Annotated in this window: 25 protein-coding genes and 1 pseudogene; 15 read left to right on the plus strand and 11 right to left on the minus strand. The window is 55.8% G+C overall.

Translation table 11 applies throughout. From position 1 onward, the window contains the following. Positions 1-111: 111 nt before the first annotated feature. From cmoB to KGA69_RS15230, 5 genes are read right to left on the minus strand one after another with little or no spacing between them, the layout of a single operon-like run. A complete protein-coding gene (gene cmoB, locus KGA69_RS15210; RefSeq protein WP_045390306.1) occupies positions 112-1128 on the minus strand; it encodes a tRNA 5-methoxyuridine(34)/uridine 5-oxyacetic acid(34) synthase CmoB in 1017 nt (338 codons plus the stop codon). Next, the gene (gene cmoA, locus KGA69_RS15215; RefSeq protein WP_015365981.1) at positions 1125-1868 is read right to left on the minus strand and encodes a carboxy-S-adenosyl-L-methionine synthase CmoA; all 744 of its coding nucleotides are present in this window, start codon (positions 1866-1868) and stop codon (positions 1125-1127) included. The genes cmoB and cmoA overlap by 4 nt, the downstream gene beginning before the upstream one ends. 39 nt (positions 1869-1907) lie before the next feature. Further along, positions 1908-2303 carry an MAPEG family protein gene (locus KGA69_RS15220; protein WP_015365982.1) on the minus strand — a complete coding sequence of 132 codons (396 nt, stop codon included), beginning with the start codon at positions 2301-2303 and terminating at the stop codon, positions 1908-1910. A gap of 53 nt (positions 2304-2356) precedes the next feature. After that, a complete protein-coding gene (locus KGA69_RS15225) occupies positions 2357-3175 on the minus strand; it encodes a DUF72 domain-containing protein (protein WP_047066811.1) in 819 nt (272 codons plus the stop codon). After that, positions 3172-3738, minus strand: coding sequence for a hydrolase (locus tag KGA69_RS15230; RefSeq protein ID WP_045390311.1), 567 nt, complete (start codon positions 3736-3738; stop codon positions 3172-3174). The genes KGA69_RS15225 and KGA69_RS15230 overlap by 4 nt, the downstream gene beginning before the upstream one ends. A 266-nt stretch (positions 3739-4004) precedes the next feature. Here KGA69_RS15230 and aspS point away from each other — a divergent pair, with 266 nt between their 5' ends. The 6 genes from aspS to ruvB all read left to right on the plus strand — a co-directional run bounded on the left by aspS (position 4005) and on the right by ruvB (position 9306). Next, positions 4005-5792, plus strand: a complete 1788-nt coding sequence (gene aspS / locus KGA69_RS15235; protein ID WP_032705959.1) for an aspartate--tRNA ligase — start codon at positions 4005-4007, stop codon at positions 5790-5792. A 1-nt stretch (position 5793) separates the two neighbouring features. Beyond that, entirely contained in the window at positions 5794-6237 is a 444-nt protein-coding gene (gene nudB / locus KGA69_RS15240) for a dihydroneopterin triphosphate diphosphatase (RefSeq protein ID WP_015365986.1), read from the plus strand. A 49-nt stretch (positions 6238-6286) separates the two neighbouring features. Then, on the plus strand, positions 6287-7027 hold the full coding sequence (locus KGA69_RS15245) for a YebC/PmpR family DNA-binding transcriptional regulator (protein WP_015365987.1): 741 nt from the start codon (positions 6287-6289) through the stop codon (positions 7025-7027). 45 nt (positions 7028-7072) lie between these two features. After that, a complete protein-coding gene (gene ruvC, locus KGA69_RS15250; protein WP_015365988.1) occupies positions 7073-7594 on the plus strand; it encodes a crossover junction endodeoxyribonuclease RuvC in 522 nt (173 codons plus the stop codon). Between the two features lie 81 nt (positions 7595-7675). Then, positions 7676-8287 carry a Holliday junction branch migration protein RuvA gene (gene ruvA, locus KGA69_RS15255; RefSeq protein ID WP_045390313.1) on the plus strand — a complete coding sequence of 204 codons (612 nt, stop codon included), beginning with the start codon at positions 7676-7678 and terminating at the stop codon, positions 8285-8287. 8 nt (positions 8288-8295) lie between these two features. Next, a complete protein-coding gene (gene ruvB, locus KGA69_RS15260) occupies positions 8296-9306 on the plus strand; it encodes a Holliday junction branch migration DNA helicase RuvB (protein ID WP_015365990.1) in 1011 nt (336 codons plus the stop codon). A gap of 39 nt (positions 9307-9345) precedes the next feature. Here ruvB and znuB read toward each other — a convergent pair whose 3' ends face one another. Beyond that, on the minus strand, positions 9346-10131 hold the full coding sequence (gene znuB, locus KGA69_RS15265; RefSeq protein ID WP_213292431.1) for a zinc ABC transporter permease subunit ZnuB: 786 nt from the start codon (positions 10129-10131) through the stop codon (positions 9346-9348). Beyond that, a complete protein-coding gene (gene znuC / locus KGA69_RS15270) occupies positions 10131-10883 on the minus strand; it encodes a zinc ABC transporter ATP-binding protein ZnuC (RefSeq protein ID WP_015705955.1) in 753 nt (250 codons plus the stop codon). Before znuC ends, znuB begins: the two co-directional genes overlap by 1 nt. Positions 10884-10961: 78 nt before the next feature. On the opposite strand from znuC, the gene znuA reads away from it, so the two are divergent. From znuA to lpxM, 3 genes are all read left to right on the plus strand, one after another. After that, entirely contained in the window at positions 10962-11906 is a 945-nt protein-coding gene (gene znuA, locus KGA69_RS15275; protein ID WP_045390494.1) for a zinc ABC transporter substrate-binding protein ZnuA, read from the plus strand. Positions 11907-11921: 15 nt separating this feature from the next. Then, on the plus strand, positions 11922-13241 hold the full coding sequence (gene mepM / locus KGA69_RS15280; protein ID WP_213292432.1) for a murein DD-endopeptidase MepM: 1320 nt from the start codon (positions 11922-11924) through the stop codon (positions 13239-13241). A gap of 126 nt (positions 13242-13367) precedes the next feature. After that, positions 13368-14339 carry a lauroyl-Kdo(2)-lipid IV(A) myristoyltransferase gene (gene lpxM / locus KGA69_RS15285; RefSeq protein ID WP_045390317.1) on the plus strand — a complete coding sequence of 324 codons (972 nt, stop codon included), beginning with the start codon at positions 13368-13370 and terminating at the stop codon, positions 14337-14339. 249 nt (positions 14340-14588) lie between these two features. Here lpxM and pyk read toward each other — a convergent pair whose 3' ends face one another. Together pyk and KGA69_RS15295 are read right to left on the minus strand one after the other, a co-directional pair. After that, entirely contained in the window at positions 14589-16031 is a 1443-nt protein-coding gene (pyk, locus tag KGA69_RS15290; RefSeq protein ID WP_045390319.1) for a pyruvate kinase, read from the minus strand. A gap of 125 nt (positions 16032-16156) precedes the next feature. Further along, a pseudogene (locus tag KGA69_RS15295) lies at positions 16157-17061 on the minus strand (MurR/RpiR family transcriptional regulator). A 319-nt stretch (positions 17062-17380) separates the two neighbouring features. Here KGA69_RS15295 and zwf point away from each other — a divergent pair. From zwf to KGA69_RS15310, 3 genes are all read left to right on the plus strand, one after another. Beyond that, positions 17381-18856, plus strand: coding sequence for a glucose-6-phosphate dehydrogenase (gene zwf / locus KGA69_RS15300; RefSeq protein WP_045390321.1), 1476 nt, complete (start codon positions 17381-17383; stop codon positions 18854-18856). 222 nt (positions 18857-19078) lie between these two features. Next, positions 19079-20890 (plus strand): phosphogluconate dehydratase, encoded by a 1812-nt coding sequence (gene edd, locus KGA69_RS15305; protein ID WP_213292433.1) that lies wholly within the window; start codon positions 19079-19081, stop codon positions 20888-20890. Positions 20891-20928: 38 nt separating this feature from the next. Then, positions 20929-21570: a bifunctional 4-hydroxy-2-oxoglutarate aldolase/2-dehydro-3-deoxy-phosphogluconate aldolase gene (locus KGA69_RS15310; protein ID WP_015366001.1), complete on the plus strand. Its 642-nt coding sequence runs from the start codon at positions 20929-20931 to the stop codon at positions 21568-21570. A 53-nt stretch (positions 21571-21623) separates the two neighbouring features. Here KGA69_RS15310 and purT read toward each other — a convergent pair whose 3' ends face one another. Next, positions 21624-22802 carry a formate-dependent phosphoribosylglycinamide formyltransferase gene (gene purT, locus KGA69_RS15315; RefSeq protein WP_213292434.1) on the minus strand — a complete coding sequence of 393 codons (1179 nt, stop codon included), beginning with the start codon at positions 22800-22802 and terminating at the stop codon, positions 21624-21626. 136 nt (positions 22803-22938) lie between these two features. Here purT and KGA69_RS15320 point away from each other — a divergent pair, with 136 nt between their 5' ends. The 3 genes from KGA69_RS15320 (at position 22939) to ptrB (ending at position 26257) form a co-directional block, all read left to right on the plus strand. Next, positions 22939-23298, plus strand: a complete 360-nt coding sequence (locus KGA69_RS15320) for a YebG family protein (protein WP_045390327.1) — start codon at positions 22939-22941, stop codon at positions 23296-23298. A gap of 104 nt (positions 23299-23402) precedes the next feature. After that, positions 23403-24074 carry a tellurite resistance TerB family protein gene (locus KGA69_RS15325; RefSeq protein ID WP_045390329.1) on the plus strand — a complete coding sequence of 224 codons (672 nt, stop codon included), beginning with the start codon at positions 23403-23405 and terminating at the stop codon, positions 24072-24074. 122 nt (positions 24075-24196) lie between these two features. Then, on the plus strand, positions 24197-26257 hold the full coding sequence (ptrB, locus tag KGA69_RS15330; RefSeq protein WP_213292435.1) for an oligopeptidase B: 2061 nt from the start codon (positions 24197-24199) through the stop codon (positions 26255-26257). 2 nt (positions 26258-26259) lie between these two features. Here the strand turns inward: ptrB and exoX are convergent, their stop codons facing one another. Next, positions 26260-26919: an exodeoxyribonuclease X gene (gene exoX, locus KGA69_RS15335; protein WP_045390333.1), complete on the minus strand. Its 660-nt coding sequence runs from the start codon at positions 26917-26919 to the stop codon at positions 26260-26262. Between the last annotated feature and the right edge of the window lie 41 nt (positions 26920-26960).

Consider the following 26960-nt stretch of genomic DNA (forward strand, 5'->3'; position numbering starts at 1 on the left):
TTTTTGCTGCACATCATGTCGCCCAATATGATGATTGCCCGTACCAGGCCCCTGCAATTTCAACAGGGGCCTTTTTTTATCCCACGAGCGCCAGTGTTCGGCTGAGGTGAATTACGCCCTGGCCGCGGCCGCTTTTTTCGCCAGCGACTGTTGCGTCTCTGGTTTAGTGGCGACGATCACCGCGCGCAGCGGCGCGGGGTAACCTTCCAGCGTTTTGCTGCTGTCATGCGGGTCGAGGAAGTCGGCGAGTGATTCCGTCGTCATCCATTCGGTGCGGCGCTGCTCTTCGCTGGTGGTAACGCAGGTATCAACAATGCGCACATCGATGAATCCGCACTTCTCCAGCCACTGTTTTAGCGCGGCGGCGGAAGGAATGAAATAAACGTTACGCATTTGCGCGTAGCGGTCGCCTGGCACCAGCACGGTGTTCTCATCACCTTCAACGACCAGCGTCTCCAGTACCAGTTCGCCGCCGGGGGCTAACTGATCTTTGAGCTGCCACAGATGATCCAGCGGGGAACGGCGGTGATACAGCACTCCCATCGAAAAGACGGTATCAAAAGCTTCCAGCGCCGGCAGTTGTTCGATGCCTAGCGGCAGTAGGTGCGCGCGCTGATCGTTGCCGATGAGTTTGCGTACCGCTTCAAACTGGCATAAGAACAGCTGGGTTGGATCGATACCGACCGCCAGATGCGCGCCGGCGCCGATCATTCGCCACATGTGATAACCACTGCCGCAGCCGACATCAAGAATAGTACGACCGGTGAGATCGGAAAGATGCGGCAGCACGCGTTCCCATTTCAGGTCGGAACGCCATTCGGTATCGATATTAATGCCATACAGCGAATAAGGGCCTTTACGCCACGGCATCAGGTTTCGCAGCAGATTTTCAATTCGCAGCTGGTGGCCTTCGCTGAGTGGCGTTTCGCTTTCCGCCGTGACGCTATGCAATAGATCGAGACGCCAGGGCGCCAGCTCGGGCAGAAACTCAACGGCGCGTTCCCATTCGCGAAACTTACCGTGCAGCGCTTCGCGTTGCCAGGCCGCGACCTGAGCGGGCAGGGTTTCCAGCCAGTGGGAGAGCGGCCCTTTCGCGATCAACTGATAAAAATTACTGAAGTCGATCATGCCCGTTCCTCGGATTTAACCGCCACCAACGAACCAAAATTAAAGCACTGGAACCACAGTTCGGCATGTTCAAATCCGGCCTGACGAAGGCGCGCTTTATGGGTTTCAACCGAATCGGTCAGCATGACGTTTTCCAGCATGCTGCGTTTCTGGCTGATTTCCAGTTCGCTATAGCCATTGGCGCGCTTGAAGTCATGGTGCATGTTGAACAGCAGTTCGCCGACGTTGGCATCTTCAAAGCTGAATTTTTCGGAAAGCACCAGTGCGCCGCCCGGATTGAGCCCTTGATAGACTTTATCAAGGATCGCCTGACGTTCGCTCGGTTCGAGGAACTGAATAGTGAAGTTCAGCACGACCATCGAGGCATTTTCAATGGCGATATGGCGAATATCGCCCTCGATAACCTCAACCGGCGTTGGCGCTTTATAGGCATCAATATGACGACGGCAACGTTCTACCATCGCCGGGGAGTTATCAATGGCGATAATTTTGCACCCCGGGTGCGCAATATTGCGGCGCACGGAAAGCGTCGCGGCGCCGAGCGAACAGCCAAGATCGTAAACCTGAGTGTTTGGCTGAACAAAACGCTCAGCCAGCATGCCGATCATCGAAATAATATTGGAGTAACCAGGAACAGAGCGCTGGATCATATCCGGGAAGACTTCGGCTACCCGTTCATCAAAGGTCCAGTCGCCGAGACTGGCAATCGGCGCGGAAAAAAGCGTATCGCGGTGAGACATAACGTTAAACCCGAAAAAACGAAAACGGCGTATTGTGCGCTAACGCAGGGAGAAAACCAACTCCCAGGGCATATACCACAGGTTAGCCAGCACCATCAGCAACAGCGAGCACCAGGTGGCGCTCATTCCGGAACGCCGCCAGCGGAACAGGCGATGATGGAAACCGTACGAGTGCATCAGGCGCCCGGCAATCAGCAAAATACCGCAAACGTGCACCATCCAGGTTAGCGCGCCGTTCATTTCCATAAACAGCAGCAAGATAAGCCCAATGGGGACGTATTCCACGGCATTGCCATGAACGCGAATGGCGACCTGTAGTTCGCTAAAACCGCCGTCGCCATAGCCGACGCGATACTGCATGCGCAGACGTACCACGTCGAAGGAAAACTTGATTAACAATAACGCACCCAAAACCGCATACAGCGCGCTGACCATACCCAAAACTCCCTTTAATTATGTCAGGTGGCTCCGACTATCATAGCAGGATATCAGAAAAGCGAGGATTGCTGCGGAATTGACGGTGCGGCGCCGACTTGCGGCAGCACCGCGCGTAGGTCTTCCCATAAGGTATCTACCAGTTCAGGCGCCTGGGCGATATCCGGGGTATGCAAAAACAGCCACGGCGTGGCCGACTGATGCCATTTTGGCAGCGTCTGTAGCCAGACGCGAAACAATTCGCGATTCTGCGCCATATCATCGCTGCCGATAAAGCGCACCATCGGCTGCTCCGCGGTCATGACCGCGTGAACCGGGACTTTGGGTTTCTTTTTCTGCGCGTCGATCATCGCCGGATTACGCGCGACGGCGCTATGCACCGGGCGGCTATCGAGGATAACTCGATTGGCGTTGCGCTGGTGTAGCCCGCGATTAAGCTGCTGTTCGGCATCGCCTTTGGCGAAAAACTCGGGATGGCGAACTTCAACGCCGTAGGTGAAGTTTTTCGGTAGCGTATCGAGAAAATGCCACAGGGCAGGGAGGTCTCGTGGCCCGAAGGTGGCGGGCAACTGCAACCAGTACTGGCCGATGCGCGATTCCAGCGGCGCCAGACGGGTAAAAAATTCGTGGCTTAAATCGTCGCAGTCGCGCAGTGCCGCCTGATGCGAAATCGTGGCCGGGAATTTGAAACAGAACCGAAAATCATCGTGAGTTTGTTGATACCAGCGATCGACTATCTCGGCCTTTGGTAAGGCATACAGGGTGGTATTACCCTCCACGCAGTTAAAATGGCGGGCATACTCTTCAAGGCCGGTGATGCCAAGGCGCACCCATTTAGGGTGCGACCATTGCGGGAGCCCGATATAAATCATAAGGCGGCGAGAATGCCCTCAGTACTGCGCACGCGGGCGATGCGCGGGAAGATATGCGTCATACTGCCCTGATGCTGATCGGCGGAGGCAGCGCTGCACGCATCCTCGGCGATGATCAGATTGAAACCGAGTTCCCAGGCATTGCGAGCGGTGGATTCCACGCCGATATTGGTGGAGATACCGCAAAGGATAATGGTGTCGATACCGCGGCGGCGCAGCTGCAGTTCAAGATCGGTACCGTAGAACGCGCCCCACTGACGTTTCGTCACTTCAAGATCGCTATCCTGCTTGCCAAGCGCCGGCGGATAGACCCACCAGTTTTCAGGCAGCTTCGCGGCGCCAGCCTGGGCATCTACCGGCTGTTTTAACGCTTCAGCGAAATCGGCGGACCAGCCGACGCGAACCATGATGACGGGCGAACCCTGTTGACGACATTTTTCAGCCAGCTTTGCCGCGCGCGTCACCACCTCGTCGGCGCGATGCGGGCCGCCGGCAAAGGGTAAAATGCCTTCTTGCAGGTCAATAACGACCAGCGCGGTTTTTTTCGCATTGAGTTCTAACATGGTATCCCCGTATCTTGTTCTCTTGTCAGGCCGCTACAATACCGTTGCTAATTCGGCTCAAGGGTAACAAATTTTGTTAATTTATGTGAGCACAAGCAATAAGCGCGCAGCAAAGCAGCGTACAAACTGCGTCGGGCTTATCGTCAGACAGAATTTCCAGTATAATAGCCGCCTTTTTTCATTCAGTAGTGACATTCAGCAAAGCTGCGACCTCGTCGCCTGCATGGCAGGCAACATCCGCCTGCGGCTAAGTTAAGGGATATCTCATGCGTACAGAATATTGCGGACAGCTACGTCAGTCCCACGTGGGGCAGCAAGTGACCCTGTGTGGTTGGGTCAACCGTCGTCGTGATCTCGGTAGCCTTATCTTCATCGATATGCGCGACCGTGAAGGCATCGTGCAGGTGTTTTTCGATCCGGATCGTGCGGATGCATTAAAACTGGCTTCCGAACTGCGTAATGAGTTCTGCATCCAAATCACTGGCACCGTGCGTGCGCGTGAAGAGCGCAACGTCAACCGCGAGATGGCCACCGGCGAAATCGAAGTGCTGGCGTCTGACCTGACCATCATCAACCGCGCGGAAGCGCTGCCGCTGGACTCCAACCACGTCAACACCGAAGAAGCGCGCCTGAAATACCGCTATCTGGACCTGCGTCGTCCGGAAATGGCTCAGCGCCTGAAAACCCGCGCCAAAATCACCAGCTTCGTGCGCCGCTTCATGGACGATCACGGGTTCCTCGATATCGAAACCCCGATGCTGACTAAAGCCACACCGGAAGGCGCGCGTGACTACCTCGTGCCGTCGCGCGTTCATAAAGGTAAATTCTACGCGCTGCCGCAATCTCCGCAGCTGTTCAAACAGCTACTGATGATGTCCGGTTTCGATCGTTACTATCAGATAGTCAAATGCTTCCGCGACGAAGACCTGCGTGCCGACCGTCAGCCTGAATTTACCCAGATTGATGTTGAAACCTCGTTCATGACCGCGCCGCAGGTGCGTGAAGTGATGGAAGATCTGGTTCGTAAGCTGTGGCAGGACGTGAAGGGCGTAGACCTCGGTCAATTCCCGGTGATGACCTTTGCCGAAGCGGAGCGTCGTTACGGTTCCGATAAGCCGGACCTGCGTAACCCGATGGAGCTGGTAGACGTAGCCGATCTGGTGAAAGCGGTCGAATTCGCCGTCTTCTCCGGCCCGGCTAACGACGCCAAAGGCCGCGTTGCTGCCTTACGCGTGCCGGGCGGTGCGGCGCTGACCCGTAAACAGATTGATGAATACGGCAAATTCGTACAGATCTACGGTGCGAAAGGGTTGGCCTATATTAAAGTGACCGAGCGTGCGAAGGGCCTTGAAGGCATCAATAGCCCGGTGGCGAAATTCCTCAACGCAGAAATCGTCGAAGCTATTCTTGAGCGCACGGGCGCGCAGGACGGCGACATGATCTTCTTCGGCGCTGACAACAAGAAAGTGGTTGCCGATGCCCTCGGCGCGCTGCGTCTGAAGCTGGGCAAAGACCTGAATCTCACCGACGAGAACAAATGGGCGCCGCTGTGGGTTATCGACTTCCCGATGTTCGAAGACGACGGCGAAGGCGGCCTGACCGCGATGCACCATCCGTTCACCTCGCCGAAAGATATGACTGCCGCCGAGCTGAAAGCCGCTCCGGAAGACGCTGTGGCTAACGCCTACGATATGGTCATCAACGGCTACGAAGTCGGCGGTGGTTCGGTGCGTATCCACAGTGGTGAAATGCAGCAAACCGTGTTTGGCATTCTGGGCATTAACGAACAAGAACAGCGTGAAAAATTCGGCTTCCTGCTGGATGCGCTGAAGTACGGCACGCCGCCGCACGCCGGCCTGGCGTTTGGCCTGGATCGCCTGACCATGCTGCTGACCGGTACCGATAACATCCGTGACGTTATCGCCTTCCCGAAAACGACGGCTGCCGCGTGCCTGATGACCGAAGCGCCGAGCTTCGCGAATCCTGCCGCGTTAGGCGAACTGGGGATTCAGGTTGTGGCGAAAGAGGCAAAAGAGTCTCCGGAGAACAACTAAGATGTCATTCAAGCTGCCCGTCTCCGTTCTGGTGGTGATTTACGCCGAAGATACGAAGCGGGTGCTGATGTTGCAGCGACGCGACGATCCCGCTTTCTGGCAGTCGGTTACCGGCAGCCTGGAAGAGGGGGAAACCGCGTTGCAGGCCGCCGCGCGCGAAGTAAAGGAAGAGGTCGCCATTGACGTTGCTCGCGAGCAACTGGCCTTAATTGACTGTCAGCGTACGGTGGAGTTCGAGATATTTTCTCACTTACGTCATCGCTATGCGCCGGGCGTCGAGCGCAATACGGAATTCTGGTTCCGTCTTGCGCTGCCCCATGAGCGCCAGATTGTTTTCACTGAACATCTGGATTACCGCTGGGTTAGCGCGTCGGATGCCGCCGCGCTAACCAAATCGTGGAGCAACCGGCAGGCGATTGAAGAATTTGTAATTAACGCCGGATAACTTCCCGCGGCGTTTGTCGCGGGAAGACGGCTTTTTTGGAGAGTTTTTTATGGCAGGTCATAGTAAATGGGCCAACACCAAACACCGCAAAGCGGCACAAGATGCCAAGCGCGGTAAGATCTTTACTAAAATCATCCGCGAGCTGGTCACCGCTGCGCGTCTGGGCGGCGGCGATCCGGCATCCAACCCGCGTCTGCGCGCGGCTGTAGATAAAGCGTTGTCCAATAACATGACTCGCGACACCTTGAACCGCGCCATCGCGCGCGGCGTCGGCGGTGATGAAGACGCGAACATGGAAACCATCATTTATGAAGGTTACGGCCCGGGCGGCACTGCGGTAATGGTTGAATGTCTGAGCGACAACCGTAACCGTACCGTCGCCGAAGTACGCCACGCCTTTACCAAAACCGGTGGTAACCTCGGAACCGACGGCTCCGTGGCCTATCTGTTTAGCAAAAAAGGCGTGATCTCCTTCGAGAAAGGCGACGAAGACACCATCATGGAAGCCGCGCTGGAAGCGGGTGCTGAAGACGTCGTTACCTATGACGACGGCGCTATTGACGTTTACACCGCCTGGGAAGAGATGGGCGCGGTGCGTGATGCGCTGGAAGCCGCTGGCCTGAAAGCCGATGCTGCTGAAGTCTCAATGATCCCGTCGACTAAAGCGGATATGGATGCGGAAACCGCGCCGAAGCTGCTGCGTCTTATTGATATGCTGGAAGACTGCGACGACGTGCAGGAAGTGTATCATAACGGCGAAATCTCTGATGAGGTTGCCGCAACGCTGTGATGCCGGTAGCCGGTATTGCGGGTGAGTTATTACTGGAGGCGCGTGATGGCCATTATTCTCGGCATTGACCCGGGGTCACGCGTGACCGGTTATGGCGTGATTCGCCAGGTCGGGCGGCAGTTGAGCTACCTTGGCAGCGGATGTATCCGCACCAAAGTAGACGATCTGCCGTCGCGGCTGAAGCTGATATACGCCGGCGTCACCGAAATTATTACCCAGTTCCAGCCTGACTATTTCGCTATCGAGCAGGTCTTTATGGCGAAAAATGCCGATTCGGCGTTGAAGCTTGGGCAGGCGCGCGGGGTGGCGATTGTCGCGGCGACGAACCAGGACCTGCCGGTCTTTGAGTACGCCGCCCGCCAGGTTAAGCAAACCGTCGTCGGAATCGGTAGCGCGGAAAAGAGCCAGGTACAGCATATGGTGCGTACCTTGCTGAAACTTCCGGCAAATCCGCAGGCGGATGCGGCGGATGCGCTGGCCATCGCCATCACCCATTGCCACCTCAGTCAGAACCTGGCTCAGATTAGCGAGACCAGGCTCAATCTGGCGCGAGGGCGGTTACGATAATCACAAATCAGGCTGGATATTCATCCAGCCTTTTTTTATGATAACGCATTAGACTTTCGGCCCTTTATTCAGGAGCGCTACGTGATAGGCAGACTCAGAGGCATCATTCTCGAAAAGCAACCCCCGCTGGTATTACTGGAAACCGGGGGCGTAGGTTATGAAGTCCATATGCCGATGACCTGCTTCTACGAGCTACCGGAAGCCGGGCAGGAAGCCATCGTCTTCACCCATTTTGTGGTGCGTGAAGACGCGCAGCTGCTGTACGGCTTTAACAACAAGCAGGAACGCACGCTGTTTAAAGAGCTTATCAAAACCAACGGCGTCGGGCCGAAGCTGGCGCTGGCTATCCTTTCCGGCATGTCGGCGCAGCAGTTTGTGAACGCCGTTGAGCGTGAAGAAGTTGCCTCGCTGGTGAAACTGCCCGGTATCGGCAAGAAAACCGCCGAACGTTTAATTGTCGAGATGAAAGATCGCTTTAAAGGCCTGCATGGCGATCTGTTTACTCCGGCCGCCGATCTGGTGCTGACCACGCCTGTCGGCCCAACTGCCGACGATGCGGAGCAAGAAGCGGTTGCCGCGCTGGTGGCGCTGGGCTATAAACCACAAGAGGCCAGCCGAATGGTGAGCAAAATCGCTCGCCCGGACGCCAACAGTGAAACGCTAATCCGCGAAGCGCTGCGCGCGGCGTTGTGAGGTAAGGGATGATTGAAGCAGATCGGCTGGTATCAGGCGACAGCATTGGTTTCGAAGAGGCCGCTGACCGCGCTATCCGCCCCAAATTACTGGCAGAATATGTCGGCCAGCCGCAGGTGCGTTCGCAGATGGAGATCTTTATCCAGGCGGCGAAACTGCGCGGCGATGCGCTCGATCACCTGTTGATTTTTGGCCCACCAGGGTTGGGGAAAACCACGCTTGCTAATATCGTCGCCAACGAAATGGGCGTGAATCTGCGTACCACCTCCGGCCCGGTGCTGGAAAAGGCCGGCGACCTGGCGGCAATGCTGACCAACCTTGAGCCGCATGATGTTCTGTTTATTGATGAGATCCACCGCCTTTCGCCGGTAGTGGAAGAGGTACTGTATCCGGCAATGGAAGATTATCAGCTGGATATCATGATTGGCGAAGGCCCGGCCGCACGCTCGATTAAAATCGACCTGCCGCCGTTCACCCTGATTGGCGCGACTACCCGCGCCGGTTCATTGACTTCGCCGCTGCGCGACCGCTTTGGTATCGTGCAGCGCCTCGAGTTTTATCAAGTGCCGGACCTGCAGCATATCGTAGGCCGCAGCGCCCGTCATATGGGTTTGGAGATGAGCGAGGAAGGGGCGCTGGAAGTGGCCCGTCGCGCGCGCGGTACACCGCGTATCGCCAACCGTCTGCTGCGCCGGGTACGCGACTTCGCCGAAGTGCGCCACGATGGCACTATCTCCGCTGAGATCGCCGCTCAGGCGCTGGATATGCTCAACGTGGATGCCGAAGGGTTTGACTATATGGATCGCAAGCTGCTATTGGCGGTGATCGATAAATTCTTTGGTGGTCCGGTCGGCCTCGATAACCTCGCGGCGGCTATCGGCGAGGAGCGGGAAACCATTGAAGACGTGCTGGAGCCGTACTTAATTCAGCAGGGGTTCCTGCAGCGCACGCCGCGTGGCCGAATGGCGACGGTGCGCGCCTGGAATCACTTCGGTATTACCCCGCCGGAAATGCCCTGATAAAACCCGGTAGCTTTCCGCTACCGGGTAGCCTCTCAATCAACTCGCCGCTTTCTTCGTCATACTCAGAACAAACAGCGCCGCTGCGCAGAGCACAACCGAAGGCCCTGCTGGGGTATCGTAGAACGCCGAGAAGGTTAAACCGCCGGTCACCGCCAGCATACCTACACCAACGGCTACCGCGGCCATCTGTTCCGGCGTGCGGGCAAAACGGCGGGCGGTAGCTGCCGGGATTATCAACAACGAAGTGATGATCAGCGCGCCGACGAACTTCATTGCCACGCCGATAGTCAATGCCGTCACCAGCATCAGCAGCAGCTTAACCCGCTGCAACTTCACCCCATCAACAAACGCTAAATCAGGGCTGATGGTCATCGCCAGCAGGTTGCGCCACTGCCAGAGCAATATCGCGACCACTACCACCACGCCTAACGCAATGGAGATTAAATCCTGCGGGGTGACGGCTAACAGATCGCCAAACAGATAGGCCATCAGGTCGACGCGCACGTTCGACATCAGGCTCACCACCACCAGGCCGAGCGACAGCGCGCTGTGCGCCATGATGCCGAGCAGGGTATCGACCGCCAGGTTAGGGCGTTTTTCCAGCCATACCAGCCCGCCTGCCAGCAGCAGCGTGACCACGATAACCGCATAAAACGGATTAACGTTGAGCAACAGACCAAACGCCACCCCAAGCAGCGAAGCATGCGCCAGCGTATCGCCAAAGTAGGACATTCTCCGCCAGACCACGAACGAACCCAGGGGGCCTGCCGCGCAGGCGAGCATCATGCCGGCTAACCAGCCGGGTAACAGTAATTCAATCATCAGCGGCCATTTCCCCGACGCAGTACAATCCGCCCCTGCAGGTCGTGGCGGTGATTATGTTGGTGACGATAAATGCCCAGCTGTTCCGCGCCGCGCGGGCCGAACATGGAGATAAATTCCGGATGCATCGAGACCACTTCCGGAGTTCCGGAGCAGCAAATATGCTGATTCAGGCACAGCACTTCATCGGTTTTGGCCATCACCAGGTGCAGATCGTGGGAAACCATTAAGACCGCGCAGTTCAGCTCCTGACGCAGTTGATTAATTAAATCATACAATGCCACCTGACCATTGACGTCGACGCCCTGGGTCGGTTCATCCAGCACCAGAAGTTGTGGTTGATTCAGCAGGGCGCGCGCCAGCAAAACGCGCTGGGTTTCGCCACCGGAGAGCTTTTGCATTGGCGCATCGATTAGATGCCCGGCCTGCACGCGCTGCAGCGCCGGCATAATATCCTGCTTGCGGGTACCGGGACGCAGGCGCATAAAGCGGCTGACCGTCAGCGGCATGGTCGCATCAAGATGCAGTTTTTGCGGCACATAGCCGATACGCAGATTTTTCTCGCGCTGGATAGCACCTTCGGTCGGCGTCACCAGGCCGAGCACCACGCGCACCAGCGTCGATTTCCCGGCGCCGTTTGGGCCAAGAAGCGTTAAAATTTTGCCTGGTTTTAGCGTTAGCGAAATGTCAGACAACACGCGCCGCTGGCCGTAGACGACCGCGACTTTTTCCAGCGTTACAAGATTCGTCATGTCAAATTAGGGGTTGCACTAGCGATTGAATGTTATAATATCACATCACTTTCGCTCATTACGATGATTAGTCGCATTATGTTACATAAAAATACGCTTCTTTGCGCTGGACTTAGCGCCGCTTTTTTGTTCGCTCATGCCCCGGTTGCTCATGCAGCCGTCGTCGCTTCCATGAAACCCCTTGGCTTTATCGCTTCCGCCATCGCCGATGGCGTGACGGATACCCAGGTTTTACTGCCTGATGGTGCTTCCGAGCATGATTATTCACTTCGTCCATCGGATGTAAAACGCTTACAGAACGCAGACTTAGTCGTATGGATTGGTCCAGAAATGGAAGCCTTTATGGACAAGTCAACGCAAAGCATTGCGGAGCAGAAAAAGGTCACCATCGCCCAGTTGGATGGGGTGAAACCGTTGCTCATGAAAGGGACGGATGATGACGATGACGAACATGGTCACGAACATGCTAATGGCGAAAAAAGTGACGGCGATCACCATCACGGCATTTACAATATGCATCTGTGGCTCTCCCCAGAGATAGCGCGGCTCTCAGCGGTTGCAATCCACGATAAATTATTGGAACTTATGCCGCAGAGTCGAGCCAAACTTGACGCCAACCTGAAGGAATTTGAGGCAAAATTAGCCGCAACCGACAAACAGGTGAGTAACGAGCTGGCGCCGGTGAAAGGTAAGGGGTATTTCGTTTTTCATGATGCCTATGGCTACTACGAAAAACATTACGGTTTGACCTCGTTGGGGCATTTTACCGTCAACCCTGAAATCCAGCCTGGTGCGCAGCGTTTACACGAAATAAGAACACAGTTGGTTGAGCAGAAAGCGACTTGCGTTTTTGCTGAGCCACAATTCAGGCCAGCGGTTATCGAAGCTGTTGCCAGGGGGACCTCCGTGCGCATGGGAACCCTGGATCCACTTGGAATCGGAATTAAGCTGGGTAAAGACAGTTACCCGCAGTTCCTGAGCCAGTTGGGGCATCAGTATTCAAGCTGCCTGAAAGGAGATTAACGAGGAAGTGAATACGTGCAACAGATAGCCCGCGCTGTCACTCAGGCATTCAACAACTTGCCGCGACCCCATCGCGTTATGCTGGGGTCGTTGAGCGTCCTGACTTTAGCGGTCGCCGTCTGGCGGCCCTACATCTACCACCCGGAATCAGCCCCGATCGTCAGAACGATTGAGCTGGAAAAAAGCGAAATCCGCTCTCTGCTGCCGGAAGCCTCTGAACCCATCGATCAGGCGCCGCAGGAAGAAGAAGCTATCCCGCAGGATGAGCTCGACGATAAATCCGATAGCGACTCCGGCGGCCATGAATATGTGGTTTCCACCGGCGATACGCTGAGCAGTATTCTTAATCAGTACGGTATTGATATGGGCGATATCGCTCAACTCTCCTCTGCTGATAAAGAACTGCGCAACCTTAAAATTGGTCAACAGCTCTCCTGGACGCTGACCGCCGATGGCGACCTGCAAAGCCTGACGTGGGAGATGTCGCGCCGCGAGACGCGTACCTATAACCGCGTCGCCAATGGCTTTAAAATGAGCAGCGAGCTGCAGAAAGGGGATTGGATCAACAATGTCCTGAAAGGTACCGTTGGCGCCAGCTTCGTCTCCAGCGCCCGTGATGCTGGCCTTACCAGTACGGAAATCAGCGCGGTCATCAAAGCGATGCAGTGGCAGATGGACTTCCGTAAGCTGAAAAAAGGTGATGAATTCTCGGTCCTGATGTCGCGTGAAATGCTTGATGGCAAGCGCGAGCAGAGCCAGCTGTTGGGCGTGCGTTTACGTTCCGATGGCAAAGATTATTACGCGATCCGTGCCGAAGATGGCAAATTCTACGATCGCAACGGTACGGGGCTGGCGAAAGGCTTCCTGCGCTTCCCGACCTCGCGTCAGTTCCGCGTGTCGTCTAACTTCAACCCGCGTCGCCTGAATCCGGTGACCGGGCGCGTCGCGCCGCATCGCGGCGTTGACTTCGCTATGCCACAGGGCACGCCGGTGCTTTCCGTCGGCGATGGTGAAGTGGTGGTGGCGAAACGCAGCGGCGCGGCAGGATACTATGTCGCCGTGCGTCATGGCCGCACCTATACCACCCGCTATATGCACCTGCGTAAGCTGCTGGTGAAACCGGGGCAGAAAGTGAAACGCGGTGACCGTATCGCGCTGTCGGGCAACACCGGGCGTTCTACTGGCCCGCACCTGCACTATGAAGTCTGGATCAACCAGCAGGCGGTTAACCCGCTGACGGCGAAACTGCCGCGTACCGAAGGTTTAACCGGTTCCGACCGTACCGATTACCTGGCGCAGGCCAAAGAGGTTATCCCGCAGCTGCGCTTTGATTAGTCTGAATTATCTTCACTGAAAGCCGGCGCCCGTTGTGCGCCGGCTTTTTCTTTTGTGCGATGAGTGACGTATCGCTAAACTAAGCCATTATCTTTATTGATTAAGCAGAACTTCTGCGGACCGGGCATGGAAACGAAAAAAAATAACATTGAATTTATCCCCAAATTTGAGAAATCTTTTTTACTGCCGCGCTACTGGGGCGCGTGGCTGGGCGTTTTCGCCTTCGCCGGAATCGCGCTGACGCCTCCCTCTTTCCGCGACCCTATTCTCGGAAAACTGGGGCGTTTTGTCGGCCGTCTGGCAAAAAGCTCCCGCCGTCGGGCGCAGATTAACCTGCTGTACTGCTTCCCGGAAAAAAGCGAACAAGAGCGTGAAGCTATCATCGATGCGATGTATATGTCTGCTCCGCAGGCAATGGTGATGATGGCCGAACTCGGCATGCGCGATCCGCAGCGTGTGATGTCCCGCGTTGACTGGCAAGGGAAAGAGATCATTGACGAGATGCACCGTAATAATGAAAAGGTCATCTTTTTAGTGCCGCACGCCTGGGGCGTGGATATTCCGGCGATGCTGATGGCTTCAGGCGGGCAAAAAATGGCCGCGATGTTCCATAACCAGGGTAATCCAGTATTTGACTACGTCTGGAACACTGTGCGCCGTCGTTTTGGCGGGCGGATGCACGCGCGTAACGATGGTATCAAGCCGTTTATTCAATCGGTGCGCCAGGGCTACTGGGGCTATTATCTGCCCGACCAGGATCACGGCGCCGAGCACAGCGAATTTGTTGATTTCTTCGCGACTTATAAAGCGACTCTTCCGGCGATTGGCCGTCTGATGAAAGTCTGCCGCGCGCGCGTAGTGCCGCTATTTCCGGTGTATGACGGTAAAACGCATCGCCTGACGGTACTGGTGCGCCCGCCGATGGACGACCTGCTGGAAGCCGATGACACGACGATTGCGCGCCGTATGAACGAAGAGGTTGAGATTTTCGTCAGGCCGCACACCGAACAGTATACCTGGATCCTGAAACTGCTGAAGACGCGTAAGCCGGGCGAAACTGAGCCTTATAAACGCAAAGAACTGTTTCCGAAGAAGTAAGCTGTACGCTGCGCTGAGCAGGGCTACGGCGCCTGCATTTACCAGACCGTAGGCCGGATAAGGCGCAGCCGCCATCCGGCGCAAAAGCGGCTCCTTATCCGCGGATATTGCCCGGCGGCGCTGCGCTTGCGCGGGCCTACAAAACATTTCCGTATGCTACCATCGCCGGCATGTTGTGATGCCTGTATTTACCAGGATAACAAGCATAAAAAAGCCTCCGTAAGGAGGCTTTCCTGTCTCTGAAGATGATTACTCAACGGTCAGAATACGGGTGGTGTTGGTGCTACCGATGGTGCTCATCACGTCGCCCTGGGTGACGACCACCAGGTCGCCGGAGACCAGATAGCCTTTATCACGCAGCAGGTTAACCGCGTCGTGCGCGGCGGCAACGCCGTCGTTATGGCTATCGAAATGCACCGGCGTCACGCCACGATAGAGCGCCGTCAGGTTCAGAGTACGCTCGTGACGGGAGAGGGCGAAAATCGGCAGGCCGGAACTGATACGCGAAGTCATCAGTGCAGTGCGGCCGGACTCGGTCATGGTGATAATCGCGGTAATGCCTTTCAGGTGGTTGGCCGCATACATCGCCGACATGGCAATCGCTTCTTCGACATTGTCGAACTGGACGTCAAGACGGTGTTTAGAAACGTTGAGGCTTGGGATCTTCTCCGCGCCCAGACACACGCGCGCCATCGCGGCAACGGTTTCTGACGGATACTGTCCGGCAGCGGTTTCTGCGGACAGCATTACGGCATCGGTACCGTCCAGCACGGCGTTCGCTACGTCCATAACTTCCGCGCGGGTCGGCATCGGATTGGTGATCATCGATTCCATCATCTGCGTGGCGGTGATGACCGAGCGGTTAAGCTGGCGAGCGCGGCGAATCAGGGCTTTCTGGATACCCACCAGTTCCGGATCGCCGATTTCCACACCGAGATCGCCGCGAGCAACCATCACCACATCGGAGGCGAGAATAACGTCGTCCATGGCATCCTGGTCGCAGACCGCTTCCGCACGCTCGACTTTAGCGACGATTTTCGCATCGCAGCCAGCGTCGCGGGCCAAACGGCGAGCGTAGTTCAGGTCTTCGCCGCAGCGCGGGAAGGAGACCGCCAGGTAATCAACGCCAATTTTTGCGGCGGTAATGATATCGGCTTTGTCTTTATCGGTTAGCGCTTCAGCAGACAGTCCGCCGCCGAGTTTGTTGATACCTTTATTGTTAGATAACGGGCCGCCAACGGTAACTTCGGTGAACACTTTCATCCCTTGTACTTCCAGGACCTTCAGCTGCACGCGACCATCGTCGAGCAGCAGGATATCGCCTGGAACGACGTCCGCCGGCAGGCCTTTATAGTCGATGCCGACTTTTTCTTTATCGCCTTCGCCTTTGCCGAGGTTGGCGTCGAGCAGGAATTTGTCGCCAATGTTGAGGAAAATTTTGCCTTCTTTGAAGGTAGAGACGCGGATTTTCGGCCCCTGCAGGTCGCCGAGAATTGCTACGTGACGGCCCAGTTTTGCTGCAATTTCACGGACTTTGTCTGCGCGGAGCTGGTGATCTTCCGGGGTACCGTGAGAGAAGTTCATGCGTACGACGTTAGCGCCCGCGGCGATAACCTTTTCGAGGTTGTTATCGCGGTCAGTTGCCGGACCTAAGGTCGTTACGATTTTGGTTCTGCGAAGCCTTCTGGACATGTAATACTCCGTTGACTGAAACAACTTTGGTGTTGCGTGAACATGGATTCGGTAGCGCCGAATCCGCTAATGGGCGGAACTGCTACGCTGCCGGGACATAATTGGTCTCTGACTTATAATGACTATTATTGTTTATCACTACTAATGAGTAGTTCTTTATCAAAGCGCGATTCCTTGAGCGCTTCCTTGACCCTCTTCAAGTTATCTCTGAATTTTGCTCCGCGGCGCAGGGTGAAGCCGGTCGCCAGCACATCAATTACCGTGAGCTGGGCCAGACGCGACACCATCGGCATATAAATATCGGTGTCTTCCGGGACGTCCAGAGTAATGGCCAGCGTCGACTCCCGCGCCAGCGGGGTGCCGGCTGAAGTAATGGCAATGACCATGGCATCGTTTTCACGCGCCAGTTGCGCCAGTTCAACCAGGCTTTTGGTGCGCCCGGTGTGTGAAATGATGACCACCACGTCATCATCGTTACAATTCATACAGCTCATGCGCTGCAGGACAATATCGTCGGAGTAGATGACCGGGACGTTAAAACGGAAAAATTTATTCATTGCGTCATGCGCGACGGCGGCTGAGGACCCCAGACCGAAGAAGGAGATTTTCTTCGCCTGGGTAAGCAGATCGACTGCCCGGTTGACCGCCGACATATCCAGCGCATGATGTACCTGATCGAGGCTGGCCATCGCCGATTCGAAAATTTTCGCCGTATAGGATTCGACGCTGTCGTCTTCATCGACATTACGGTTAACATAGAGGGTACCGTGTGCCAGACTTTGTGCCAGATGCAGTTTAAAATCGGGGAAACCCCGGGTTTCAAGACTGCGACAAAATCGGTTTACGGTCGGCTCGCTGACGCCGGCTTCCAGCGCCAGGGCCGCTATGCTTGAGTGAATGGCCTGCGCCGGGGTGGCAAGAATGACTTCCGCCACTTTGCGTTCAGATTTGCTAAGGTTTTCCAGTCGGGACTGGATTTTTTCCAGCATGTTCATTGTTAACAGGCGCTCATCAATGGAAACGATTTCATTAATGGGTGAAATCATCAGGCGTTTTAGCAAGAATATACCCCTCCGCAATCAGAAGCGGTGAGGAATGACGAGAAAAAATGTCGTTTTTTTTCATTACATGATCAGAGTCGTATTTTACTAACTGAAAACCAGACGAAACAACGAACATTCTTAGCCTGATGCCCAATTTGTCGGCGAACGCTTTTCCTCTATGTGCGGTAACGTCGGGAAAGCACCGCTAAGGGTTTCAGGAAATTCGTAAACACAGTACAGTGCAGCGTAAGAAAATTACAAATTTAGCCTGGCATAAGCACCAGACTATCAACTGAGGAGAATGACATGGCGGTAACGCAAACGGCCCAGGCATGCGATCTGGTCATTTTCGGCGCGAAAGGTGACCTCGCGCGCCGTAAACTGTTGCCTTCCCTGTATCAGCTTGAAAAGGCTGGCCAGATTAACCCTGAAACCCGCATCATCGGCGTTGGTCGCGCCGATTGGGATAAAGACGCTTACACCAAAGTAGTGCGTGAAGCGTTAGAAACCTTCATGAAAGAGAAAATCGACGAAGGTTTATGGGATACCCTGAGCGGTCGTCTGGACTTCTGTAATCTTGATGTCAACGATACCAGTGGCTTCACCCGTCTGGGCGAAATGCTGGATCAGGAAAACCGGGTCACCATTAACTACTTCGCGATGCCACCAAGCACTTTCGGCGCCATCTGCAAAGGTCTGGGCGAAGCAAAGCTGAATGCCAAACCCGCGCGGGTGGTGATGGAAAAACCGCTCGGTACCTCGCTGGAAACCTCCCGGGAAATTAATGACCAGGTGGGCGAGTATTTCGAAGAGTGCCAGGTTTACCGTATCGACCATTATTTGGGTAAAGAGACGGTACTGAACCTGCTGGCACTGCGCTTTGCTAACTCCTTGTTTGTTAATAACTGGGACTGCCGCACCATTGACCACGTTGAAATCACCGTGGCGGAAGAAGTGGGTATTGAAGGCCGCTGGGGTTATTTCGATCAAGCCGGGCAGATGCGCGACATGATCCAGAACCATCTGCTGCAGATCCTGTGCATGATCGCCATGTCGCCGCCGTCGGATCTGACTGCCGACAGCATCCGCGATGAAAAAGTAAAAGTGCTGAAATCGCTGCGCCGAATCGATCGCTCGAACGTGCGTGAGAAAACCGTCCGCGGTCAATACACCGCCGGGTTTGCGCAAGGCAAAAAAGTACCGGGCTATCTGGAAGAAGAGGGCGCTAACAAATCCAGTAATACGGAGACCTTTGTGGCCATCCGCGTGGATATCGATAACTGGCGCTGGGCTGGGGTTCCGTTCTACCTGCGTACCGGTAAACGTCTGCCGACCAAATGTTCCGAAGTGGTGGTTTACTTCAAAACTCCGGAACTGAACCTGTTCAAAGAGACCTGGCAGGAGCTGCCGCAGAACAAACTAACCATTCGTCTGCAGCCGGATGAAGGTGTTGATATTCAGGTGCTTAACAAAGTTCCAGGCCTCGATCACAAGCATAATCTGCAGATCACCAAACTGGATCTGAGCTACTCCGAGACCTTCAATCAAACTCACCTGGCGGATGCCTACGAACGCCTGCTGTTGGAAACCATGCGCGGTATCCAGGCGCTGTTCGTGCGTCGCGATGAAGTGGAAGAAGCGTGGAAGTGGGTTGACTCCATTACCGGCGCATGGGCGGCCGACGGCGACGCGCCGAAGCCTTACCAGGCCGGTACCTGGGGCCCGGTGGCGTCGGTGGCGATGATCACCCGCGATGGCCGTTCCTGGAACGAATTCGAGTAAGTGTATCGTTAATCCGGGAGAGTTATTTTACCGGTAACATGATCTGGCGCAGTCTGGCGCATAATTTTTAATCTTTTAAGCCCCGGGAGGATTCACCCCCGGGGCTTTTTTTATTACACTGCCTGTAGACATTTTGCCCCTGAGCCCCAGTGGTGGTGCCATTTACACTATTCTTCGACGTCATCGCGCGGTGGCCGGACAGATAAATTTTGAGGAGCCTCTATGAATTCGACAATGTTACGGGTAACAAATCGCATTATCGAACGGTCGCGCGAAACCCGCTCAGCCTACCTCGCACGGATTAATCAAGCCAAAAGCGATACCGTCCATCGCTCGCAGTTGGCCTGCGGTAACCTGGCGCACGGTTTTGCCGCCTGTCAGTCAGAAGATAAAGCGTCGCTGAAGAGCATGTTGCGCAACAACATCGCCATTATCACCTCCTACAACGATATGTTGTCCGCCCACCAGCCTTATGAACATTATCCGGATATCATTCGCAAAGCCTTGCACTCCGCCAATGCGGTAGGGCAAGTGGCCGGCGGCGTACCGGCAATGTGCGACGGCGTGACGCAGGGTCAGGATGGCATGGAGCTGTCGCTGCTGAGCCGCGAAGTGATTGCCATGTCCGCCGCCATCGGCCTGTCGCATAACATGTTCGACGGCGCATTGTATCTTGGCGTATGCGATAAAATTGTTCCCGGTCTGACCATGGCGGCGCTCTCCTTCGGCCATCTGCCGTCGGTGTTTATTCCCTCCGGCCCGATGGCCAGCGGTCTGCCGAATAAAGAGAAAGTGCGTATTCGTCAGCTGTATGCCGAAGGTAAGGTTGACCGTATGGCGCTGCTTGAATCCGAAGCTGCCTCTTATCATGCGCCGGGCACCTGTACCTTCTACGGTACCGCCAACACCAACCAGATGGTGGTTGAGTTTATGGGTATGCAGTTGCCAGGTTCCTCGTTTGTTCATCCGGACGCTCCGCTGCGCGAAGCGCTGACCAGCGCCGCCGCGCGTCAGGTGACGCGCATGACCGGCAACGGCAATGAGTGGATGCCGCTGGGTAAAATGATTGACGAAAAAGTAGTGGTCAACGGTATCGTTGCGCTGCTGGCGACCGGCGGCTCCACCAACCATACGATGCACCTGGTAGCGATGGCGCGCGCGGCGGGCATTATCATTAACTGGGATGATTTCTCCGATCTTTCTGATGTGGTGCCGCTGCTGACGCGCCTGTATCCAAATGGTCCGGCGGACATTAACCACTTCCAGGCGGCAGGCGGCGTGCCGGTACTGGTGCGCGAGCTGCTAAAAGGCGGATTGCTGCATGAAGATGTCAACACGGTTGCCGGCTTCGGCCTGTCCCGTTACACCATGGAACCATGGCTGAATAACGGCGAACTGGACTGGCGTGAAGGGGCGACCGCGCCGCTTGACGATCAGGTCATTGCTACCTTCGAGAAACCGTTCTCCCGCCATGGCGGTACCAAAGTGCTGAGCGGTAACCTCGGTCGTGCGGTAATGAAGACCTCCGCGGTGCCGGTTGAGAACCAGATTATCGAAGCGCCAGCGGTCGTCTTTGAGAGCCAGCACGACGTACTGCCGGCGTTTGAAGCGGGACTGCTGGATAAAGATTGCGTAGTCGTTGTACGCCATCAGGGGCCGAAAGCGAACGGCATGCCAGAATTACATAAACTTATGCCGCCACTTGGTGTATTATTGGACCGCCGTTTCAAAATTGCGCTGGTCACCGATGGTCGACTTTCCGGCGCATCAGGCAAGGTACCGTCAGCCATCCATGTTACTCCTGAAGCCTACGATGGCGGCTTGCTGGCGAAAGTGCGCGATGGCGACATGATTCGCGTTAACGGGCAGACCGGCGAGTTGACCCTGCTGGTCGATGAAGCCGAACTGGCCGCCCGCCAGCCGCATATTCCTGACCTGAGCAGTTCGCGGGTCGGTACCGGCCGCGAGATGTTCGGCGCGCTGCGCGAGAAGCTCTCCGGAGCCGAGCAGGGCGCAACCTGCATCACTTTTTAAGACGATTCGATTTGTAGATCTGGCGAGAGAAAACTCTGATGAAAAACTGGAAAACAACTGCAGAAGCAATCCTGACTAACGGCCCGGTCGTACCGGTTATCGTGGTGAAAAAGCTGGAACACGCGGTGCCGATGGCGAAAGCGCTGGTTGCAGGCGGTGTACGCGTTCTGGAAGTCACGCTGCGCACCGAGTGCGCGCTGGAAGCTATCCGCGCTATCGCCAAAGAAGTGCCGGAGGCGATTGTCGGCGCCGGCACCGTGACGAACGTTGAGCAACTGAAAGCCGTAACTGAAGCAGGCGCGCAGTTCGCTATTAGCCCGGGCCTGACCGAGTCCCTACTGAAAGCGGCGACCGGCGAAGGTACTATCCCGCTGATCCCGGGTATTAGCACCGTATCCGAGCTGATGCTGGGCATGCAGTATGGCCTGAAAGAGTTCAAATTCTTCCCGGCGGAAGCGAACGGCGGCGTGAAAGCGCTGCAGGCGATTGCGGGTCCATTCGGCCACATTCGTTTTTGCCCGACCGGCGGCATCTCTCCGGCGAATTACCGCGACTATCTGGCGCTTAACAGCGTGCTGTGCATCGGCGGCTCCTGGCTGGTTCCGGCCGACGCGCTGGAAAACGGCGACTACGATCGCATCACCAAACTGGCCCGCGAAGCGGTAGAAGGCGCGAAATAATTTCTGCGCCTTAAATGACAGAAGCCCGGCCCGCGTGAGCGACCGGGCTTTTTTTATCCCTTCACGACAACCGCGGCGGCAGCGTTTTTGGCGCGGCTGATGGCTTCATCGACGTTGTCAGCAACCGCCAGCGTAACGCCCAGGCGACGCGCGCCGGCGATTTCCGGTTTGCCGAACAGCCGCAACTGCAGACCCGCGCCAACGGCGGCATGCAGATTGCCAAAGGTCACGTTCTCACTGGTTAGCTGCGGTAAAATCACCGCCGATGCCGCTGGTCCATACTGGCGGATGGCGCCGATCGGCAGGCCAAGGAAGGCGCGAACGTGCAGGGCGAATTCCGATAGATCCTGCGAGATCAGAGTGACCATGCCGGTATCGTGTGGGCGAGGGGAGACTTCGCTGAAGATAACCTCATCGCCGCAAACGAACAATTCAACGCCGAAGAGCCCATATCCACCCAGCGCCAGTACCACTTTGCGGGCGATCTCCTGCGCGCGTTGCAGCGCGAGATCGCTCATCAGCTGCGGCTGCCAGGATTCACGGTAGTCGCCATCTTCCTGACGATGGCCTACCGGGGCGCAAAAGTGGACGCCGTCGACGGCGCTGACGGTGAGCAGCGTAATTTCAAAATCAAAATTTACCACCCCTTCGACGATGACGCGTCCGGCGCCTGCGCGCCCGCCCTGTTGGGCGTATTGCCAGGCGGCGCTGAGCTGGTCAGCCGAGCGGATAAAGCTTTGGCCTTTACCCGAGGAACTCATTACCGGCTTAACGATACAAGGCAGACCAATTTCGGCGACGGCGGCGCGGAACCCTTCTTCACTGTCGGCAAAACGATAGGCAGAGGTGGGGATCTGCAGTTCTTCTGCCGCCAGCCGGCGAATGCCTTCGCGATTCATGGTGAGTTTCGCGGCCCGCGCGGTTGGCACCACTTTTTGCCCGGCTTGTTCAAGTTCAACCAGAGTGTCGGTGGCAATGGCTTCGATCTCCGGCACGATATAATCTGGCCTTTCTAAGGCGATCAGTTCACGCAGCGCGTCGCCGTGCAGCATGTTGATGACGTGCGAACGATGGGCCACCTGCATCGCCGGCGCATCGGGATAGCGGTCGACGGCGATGGTTTCAATACCCAGCCGCTGGCATTCAATGGCGACTTCTTTTCCGAGCTCGCCGGAACCTAACAACATTACCTTCGTGGCCGCGGGGCGCAGCGCGGTACCTAATAAAGTCATAACCTACTCTCAGCGTAAACAGAACATGCCGCGCATTATAAACGAAAACGTTTGCGTATGTCTTTATACGCGTAAGTTGAGAACGGCGGCGAAATTTGATATACTGTATATAAATACAGTACAAAGAGGCTGCACAATGGCGGTTGAAATCAAATACGTCGTGATCCGTGAAGGTGAGGAAAAAATGTCTTTTGCCAGCAAAAAAGAGGCCGATGCTTACGACAAAATGCTCGATTTGGCTGAGGTGCTCAATGACTGGCTGGTCGCGTGCCCGCTGGAATTAGATGAAGCTCAGCGTGACAATATGTCGATGTGGCTGGCCGAGCGCAAAGACGCCTTACACCACATTCTGAAGTCAGGGAAATTGCCGGAAGCAGAAGATCATGCTGAGGCGGCGGCAGAAATGCCGGAGTCTGCGCCTACAGAGGACGAGGCTCAGCCTGGTGCCGCCGAAGAAGGCGCCGCGAAAAAGCCGCGCAAAGCAAAGGCCGCCTGATAACCGGCGCAACGGAAATTTTCGCATCTTTAGCCAGCCATAACATTTCCTGACGTCTCGTCGTTTAGGCTGATGGCATCGCATCTCGCGCTATGAGGAATGTTATGGCTAACTGGCTTAATCAACTTCAGTCCCTGCTGGGTCAGCAGGGTAACCCCCTCTCCGCTGAAAAGTCGTCATCCGCTAAAAACCTGCTGCCCGGCGCATTGGGCGGTCTTGCGGGCTTATTGGTCGCCAGCAAGTCATCGCGCAAGCTGCTGGCGAAATATGGCACCGGCGCGCTGCTGGTTGGCGGCGGCGCGGTGGCAGGCAGCGTGCTGTGGAATAAGTATCAGCAAAAAATGCGCGGCCAGCAGGCGGATATCGCAATGCAGACATCTACCGCGGTTGCCCAGGAACCGGTTGTGCTTGATGCGCGCAGCGAGCGGCTGATTACCGCGCTAGTCTTTGCCGCCAAAAGCGACGGTCATATTGACGAACGTGAACGTCAGCATATAGAAGAGCAGTTGCGCGCGGCGAACATCGACGTGCAGGGCCGAGTGTTGATCGACAGGGTTTTAACCCAGCCGCTCGACCCGCAGCGGCTGGCGCAAAGCGTGCGCGATGGGCAAGAAGCGCTGGAAATCTACTACCTCAGCTGCGCGGTAATTGATATTGACCATTTTATGGAGCGCAGCTATCTGGATGCGCTCGGCGATGCGCTCAAGCTGCCTGAGGACGTTCGTCAGGAGATAGAACGCGATGTTCAGGCGCAAAAGCAGGCGCTTGATTCTTAAAAGAGAGCGTTTCGCTTGCATCGCTGGCCACTTTTGCCACCCTTATAGACACGACATCGTTCAGGGCGCTTGGCGCCCTGAGTGATTTTGTGATTCCATAATAAGACGCAGAAGAATAACGCATGCTACCGAAAGCCAAACGGATCCCCCACGCCATGACGCTACATGGCGACACTCGCATCGATAACTACTACTGGCTACGCGATGACGAACGCGCGCGCCCGGAAGTGCTGGAGTATCTCCATCAGGAAAATGACTACGGCAAAAAGGTGATGGATTCACAAAGCAGCCTGCAGGAGCGGGTGCTGAAGGAAATCATCGATCGCATTCCGCAGCGGGAGGTCTCCGCTCCCTATAGCAAAAATGGCTACCGCTATCGCCAGGTCTATGAACCAGGCTGTGAATACGCGATTTACCAACGTCAATCGGTGCTCAAAGAAGAGTGGGATGAATGGGAGATTTTGCTCGACGCCAACCAACGGGCGGCGAAGAGCGAATTCTATACTCTCGGCGGATTAGGCGTCGCGCCGAACAACCAGCTGATGGCGGTGGCGGAAGATTATCTTTCCCGCCGTCAGTACGGCTTACGTTTTAAGGATCTGAGCCGCGGCGAATGGTCGGCTGAGATCCTGGAAAACGTCACGCCAGGATTCGCCTGGAGTAATGACTCACGTTTTCTGTGGTATGTGCGTAAGCACCCGACCACGCTGCTGCCGTATCAGGTCTGGCGGCATGCCATTGGCACTAGTGCAGATAACGATGTGTTGGTCTACGAAGAGAAAGACGACACGTTTTACGTCAGCGTGCATAAAACCACCTCCCAGCAGTTTGTGGTTATTTATCTTGCCAGCGCCACCACCAGTGAAGTGTTACTCCTTAATCCGGAACTTCCCGATGCGGCACCGGTGTGCTTTTTGCCGCGACGCAAGGATCATGAATATAGCCTCGACCATTATCAGCACGCGTTTTATCTGCGCTCTAATCGCGAAGGTAAGAACTTTGGCCTCTACCGCACCGTGCTTCGCGACGAAGGGCAGTGGCAGACGTTGATCCCTGCGCGTCCTGACGTGATGCTTGAAGGTTTTACCCTGTTTACCGACTGGCTGGTGGTCGAGGAACGCCAGCGGGGCTTAACCAGCCTGCGGCAGATCAACCGTAAAACGCGAGAAGTGGTTGGCATCGCTTTTGACGATCCCGCCTACGTCACGTGGCTTGCCTATAATCCGGAACCGGAAACGTCAAGGCTGCGCTACGGTTATTCATCGATGACGACCCCGGATACGCTATTTGAGCTGGATATGGATACCGGCGAGCGGCGGGTTATCAAACAACAGGAAGTGCAGGGCTTTGACGCTGCCTGTTATCGCAGCGAACATTTGTGGGTGACAGCGCGTGACGGCGTGGAGGTGCCGGTATCGCTGGTCTATCACCGCGAACACTTTCGCAAAGGGGCCAACCCGTTACTGGTGTACGGCTATGGCTCTTACGGCGCCAGCATGGACGCCGATTTTAGCGCCAGCCGTCTGAGCCTGCTGGATCGCGGTTTTGTCTTTGCAATAGCCCATATTCGCGGCGGCGGCGAACTTGGTCAGCAGTGGTATGAAGACGGCAAATTCCTCAACAAGAAGAATACCTTTAACGATTATCTGGACGTCTGCGATGCGCTGCTGGCGCAGGGATATGGCGACCCTAAATTATGCTATGGCATGGGCGGCAGCGCCGGCGGCATGCTGATGGGCGTGGCGATAAACCAACGACCGGAGTTGTTCCATGGCGTAGTGGCGCAGGTGCCGTTTGTTGACGTACTGACCACCATGCTCGACGAATCTATTCCGCTCACGACCGGTGAGTTTGAGGAGTGGGGAAACCCGCAGGACGAAACCTATTATCACTATATGAAGAGCTATAGCCCCTATGATGGCGTCTCAGCCCAGGCTTATCCGCATATGTTAGTGACCACCGGGCTGCATGATTCGCAGGTGCAATACTGGGAACCCGCAAAATGGGTGGCGAAGCTACGCGAGCTGAAAACCGACGACAATCTGCTGCTGTTATGTACCGACATGGATTCCGGGCATGGCGGTAAGTCGGGACGGTTTAAAAGCTACGAGGGCGTGGCCTTGGAGTACGCCTTTTTAATCGCCCTCGCGCAAGGCACCTTGCCCGGCAAGGTAGAAGTGTAGCGTTACTCGCCAAGGTAGTGTTTGAGGGTCAGCCGCAGTTCAGGGCTCATTCGGTCCAGGTTATTGAACAGCCAACGTAAATAGCCTGGATCGTTTTCCGCCACTTCCGACACCGCTTTGCCGCGATATTTGCCGAAGGTAAAGGTAGTCAGTAGCGCCGGTCGGCCAGTAATGTCGGCCATTTCATCCGGTGACCAGCCGGAAACCTGCATGATATCCAGCAGTAGGGCGGCGGTGATATAACAGTCGTACAGCGCGCGGTGGTGATGCAAACCCGGCGGGGTGGCTACGCTCAGCTTGCGCGACTTATACAACCCCATATTGCTGTACTTAATCCCCGGCCACAGGCGGCGCGCCAGCTTCATAGTACAAATCCACTCGCCGTTCATTTCCGGTAATACCCGGCGATCAAAGCTGGCGTTATGGGCGACATACCATGGGCTGCCCTGGTATTGCGGTACGATTTCTTCAATCCAGGGCTTATCGGCCACCATTTCTTCAGTGATGCGGTGGATAGCCATCGCCTGCGGGCTGATAGGGCGGTCAGGTCTCACCAGATGACTCATGGGATTCGTTATCTGGCCGTCGATGATATCGACGGACGCAATTTCGACAATGCCGCCCTGCAAACCGCAGGTTTCGGTATCGATTACGCGCAGCATGGCTTACTCCTCGCCAAAAACACCAGCGTAAAGGAATGCGC

Origin of the sequence: Klebsiella sp. A52 (assembly GCF_018388785.1) — a bacterium.
Classification (GTDB): domain Bacteria; phylum Pseudomonadota; class Gammaproteobacteria; order Enterobacterales; family Enterobacteriaceae; genus Klebsiella; species Klebsiella aerogenes.